Raw genomic sequence first — 3,816 nt, 5'->3', positions numbered from 1 at the left:
CGAACAGCGCGTGCCGATGAGCCGCCTGCGCGCCCGCATCGCCGAGCGCCTGCTGCAATCGCAATCGACCAACGCCATCCTCACGACCTTCAATGAAGTCAACATGGCGCCCGTCATGGAACTGCGCAAGCGCTTCCAGGACAGCTTCACCAAGGAACACGGCGTCAAGCTCGGCTTCATGAGCTTCTTCGTGAAGGCCGCGGTGCACGCGCTCAAGAAGTACCCGGTGATCAACGCCTCGGTCGACGGCAACGACATCCTGTACCACGGCTACTTCGACATCGGCATCGCCGTCGGTTCGCCGCGCGGCCTGGTGGTGCCGATCCTGCGCAATGCCGACCAGATGAGCTTCGCCGACATCGAGAAGAAGATCGCCGAGTACGGCAAGAAGGCACAGGACGGCAAGCTCGGCATCGAAGAGATGACCGGCGGCACCTTCTCGATCTCGAACGGCGGCACCTTCGGCTCGATGCTCTCGACCCCGATCATCAACCCGCCCCAGTCCGCGATCCTCGGCGTGCACGCCACCAAGGACCGCGCCGTGGTCGAGAACGGCCAGATCGTCATCCGCCCGATGAACTACCTGGCGATGAGCTACGACCACCGCATCATCGACGGCCGCGAAGCCGTGCTGGGCCTGGTCGCCATGAAGGAAGCGCTCGAGGATCCGTCGCGCCTGCTGTTCGACATCTGAGGAGAAAGAACCAGATGGCCAACAAACAATTCGACGTCATCGTCATCGGCGGCGGCCCCGGCGGCTACATCGCCGCCATCCGCGCGGCGCAGCTCGGCTTCAACGTCGCCTGCATCGACGAGTGGAAGAACGGCAAGGGCGGCCCGGCACCGGGCGGCACCTGCACCAACGTCGGCTGCATCCCCTCGAAGGCGCTGCTGCAGTCGTCGGAGCACTACGAGCAGGCGAACCACCACTTCGCCGACCACGGCATCAAGGTCGAGGGCCTCGGCATCGACCTCGCCAAGATGCTGGCCCGCAAGGACCAGGTCGTGAAGCAGAACAACGACGGCATCCTGTACCTGTTCAAGAAGAACAAGATCAGCTTCTTCCACGGCCGTGGCGCGTTCGAGAAGGCCGGCGACGCCGGCTACGACATCAAGGTGACCGGCGCCGCCGAGGAAACCATCACCGGCAAGCACATCATCGTCGCCACCGGCTCCAACGCCCGTGCGCTGCCCGGCGCGGCCTTCGACGAGGAGAACATCCTCTCGAACGACGGCGCCCTGCGCATCGGCGCGGTGCCGAAGAAGCTGGGTCTGATCGGCTCGGGCGTCATCGGCCTCGAGATGGGCTCGGTGTGGCGCCGCCTCGGCGCCGAAGTCACGGTGCTCGAAGCGCTGCCGACCTTCCTCGGCGCGGTCGACGAGCAGATCGCCAAGGAAGCCAAGAAGGCCTTCGACAAGCAGGGCCTGAAGATCGAGCTCGGCGTGAAGGTCGGCGAGATCAAGTCGAGCAAGAACGGCGTGAGCGTGGCCTGGACCAACGCCAAGGGCGAAGCCCAGACGCTCGAGGTCGACAAGCTGATCGTCTCGATCGGCCGCGTGCCCAACACCATCGGCCTGAACGCCGAAGCGGTGGGCCTGAAGCTCGACGAGCGCGGCGCCATCGCCGTGGACGACGACTGCAAGACCAGCCTGCCGAACGTGTGGGCGATCGGCGACGTGGTGCGCGGCCCGATGCTCGCCCACAAGGCGGAAGAAGAGGGCGTTGCCGTGGCCGAGCGCATTGCCGGCCAGCACGGGCACGTCAACTTCAACACCGTGCCGTGGGTGATCTACACCAGCCCCGAGATCGCATGGGTCGGCCAGACCGAGCAGCAGCTCAAGGCCTCGGGCCGCGCCTACAAGGCCGGCACCTTCCCGTTCCTGGCCAACGGCCGCGCACGCGCGCTCGGCGACACGACCGGCCTGGTCAAGTTCCTGGCCGACGCGGCCACGGACGAGATCCTGGGCGTGCACATCGTCGGCCCGCAGGCCAGCGAACTGATCTCCGAAGCCGTGGTGGCGATGGAGTTCAAGGCCAGCGCCGAGGACATCGCGCGCATCTGCCACGCGCACCCCTCGCTGTCGGAAGCCACCAAGGAAGCCGCCCTGGCGGTGGACAAGCGCACGCTGAACTTCTGATCCAGCGGCGACCCCGCTGCGGGCGGCCATTCGCTGGCCGCCCGCAGCTCCCAACATCTAGCATTCCGATCCCTTGAGCGTCAAACAGGCCTACGAAGCGGAACTCGCGACACGCGGGTTCAAGAGCGATCCCGCACAGCTGAGGGCCGTCGAGGCGCTCGATCGCTGCGCCACGGAATGGGCCGCGTACAAGTCGCAGCGTTCCAATGCGCTGAAGAAGCTCATCAACCGGCCCGAGCTGCCGCGCGGCGTCTACATGTACGGCGGGGTGGGGCGCGGGAAGAGCTTCCTGATGGACCTCTTCTTCAACGCCGTGCCGCTGCGGCGCAAGACGCGCCTGCACTTCCACGAGTTCATGCGCGAGGTGCACCGCGAACTGCGCGAGCTGCAGGGCACCGTCAACCCGCTCGACGAGCTGGGCCTGCGCATCTCGAAGCGCTACAAGCTGATCTGTTTCGACGAGTTCCACGTCGCCGACATCACCGACGCGATGATCCTGCATCGGCTGCTGATGGCGCTGTTCGAGAACGGCGTGGGCTTCGTCACCACTTCCAATTTCAAGCCCGACGACCTCTATCCCGGCGGGCTGCACCGCGACCGCATCCTGCCCGCCATCGAGCTGCTGAACCAGAAGCTCGAGGTGCTCAGCGTGGACAACGGCACCGACTACCGGCGCCGCACCATGGAGCAACTGCGCATGTACCTGACGCCGAACGATGCCGGCGCCGAGAAGGAGATGCGCAAGGCCTTCGAGAAGCTGGCCGAGACGGCCGACGAGAACCCGGTGCTGCACATCGAGTCGCGCGAGATCCGCGCGCGGCGCAAGGCCGGCGGCGTCGTCTGGTTCGACTTCAAGACGCTGTGCGGCGGTCCGCGCTCGCAGAACGACTACCTCGAGATCGCGAGCCAGTTCCACACCGTGCTGCTGTCCGACGTGCCGCACATGCCGGTGCGCATGGCCTCGGAGGCGCGCCGCTTCACCTGGCTGGTCGACGTGCTGTACGACCGCCGCGTCAAGCTCATCATGTCGGCCGAGGTACCGGCCGAGGCGTTGTACACCGAGGGGCCGCTGGCGCACGAGTTTCCGCGCACGGTCTCGCGGCTCAACGAGATGCAGTCGGCCGAATTCCTCGCGCTGGAACGCCGCATCGTCGACACTCGCCTCACATGAAGAAAACCCTCGTCCTTGCCCTGTGGATGTCGTTGGCCGGCCTGCCGGCCTGGGCCCAGTCCAGCGCCGCCGCCGGCGTCGCCGATCTCGAGGCCGAGCGCAACCGCCTGGCCAGCGAGCGCGCCGCCATCGAGGCGCGCTACGAGAACGAACGCAAGGCCTGCTACGCCAAGTTCGCGGTCGAGGACTGCCTGCGCGACAGCCGCGCACGCCGCCGCACCGAGAACGACCACATCAAGCGCCAGGAATCGTCGATCAACGACATCGAGCGCCAGCGCCGCGGCGCCGCCGAGCTGCGCAAGCTCGACGAGAAGAAGACCACCGAACGCCCGCAGGATTCCGCGCAGCAGCGCGAGCAGTCCCAGCAGAACCAGCGCGAACGCGAACAGCGTGCCGCCGACCATGCCGAAGGCCGTGCCGCGACGGCCGCGGAAGCGCCCGAGCGCCAGCGCCAGTTCGACCAGAAGCAGAGCAACCAGGCCGCCGAGCAGGCCAAGGCCGCGCAG

General features: G+C 66.9%; 4 protein-coding genes. All 4 read left to right on the top strand.

Annotated elements, in window-relative coordinates:
- The coding region (gene odhB / locus AC27VN_RS35320) for a 2-oxoglutarate dehydrogenase complex dihydrolipoyllysine-residue succinyltransferase (RefSeq protein ID WP_490879624.1) at positions 1-694 on the top strand (694 nt) is incomplete at its 5' end.
- Positions 695-708: 14 nt separating this feature from the next.
- Positions 709-2,139 (top strand): dihydrolipoyl dehydrogenase, encoded by a 1,431-nt coding sequence (lpdA, locus tag AC27VN_RS35315; RefSeq protein WP_490879623.1) that lies wholly within the window; start codon positions 709-711, stop codon positions 2,137-2,139.
- A gap of 73 nt (positions 2,140-2,212) precedes the next feature.
- Positions 2,213-3,310 carry a cell division protein ZapE gene (gene zapE / locus AC27VN_RS35310; RefSeq protein ID WP_093342630.1) on the top strand — a complete coding sequence of 366 codons (1,098 nt, stop codon included), beginning with the start codon at positions 2,213-2,215 and terminating at the stop codon, positions 3,308-3,310.
- Positions 3,307-3,816 (top strand): hypothetical protein (locus AC27VN_RS35305; RefSeq protein ID WP_490879622.1); only part of this gene is annotated, 510 nt, incomplete at its 3' end. The genes zapE and AC27VN_RS35305, both read left to right, overlap by 4 nt.

The organism is Variovorax sp. 20P10.2.4 (genome assembly GCF_058244205.1).
The sequence above is the reverse complement of the archived record's forward strand: the minus strand, read 5'-3'. Positions and strand labels throughout refer to the sequence as shown.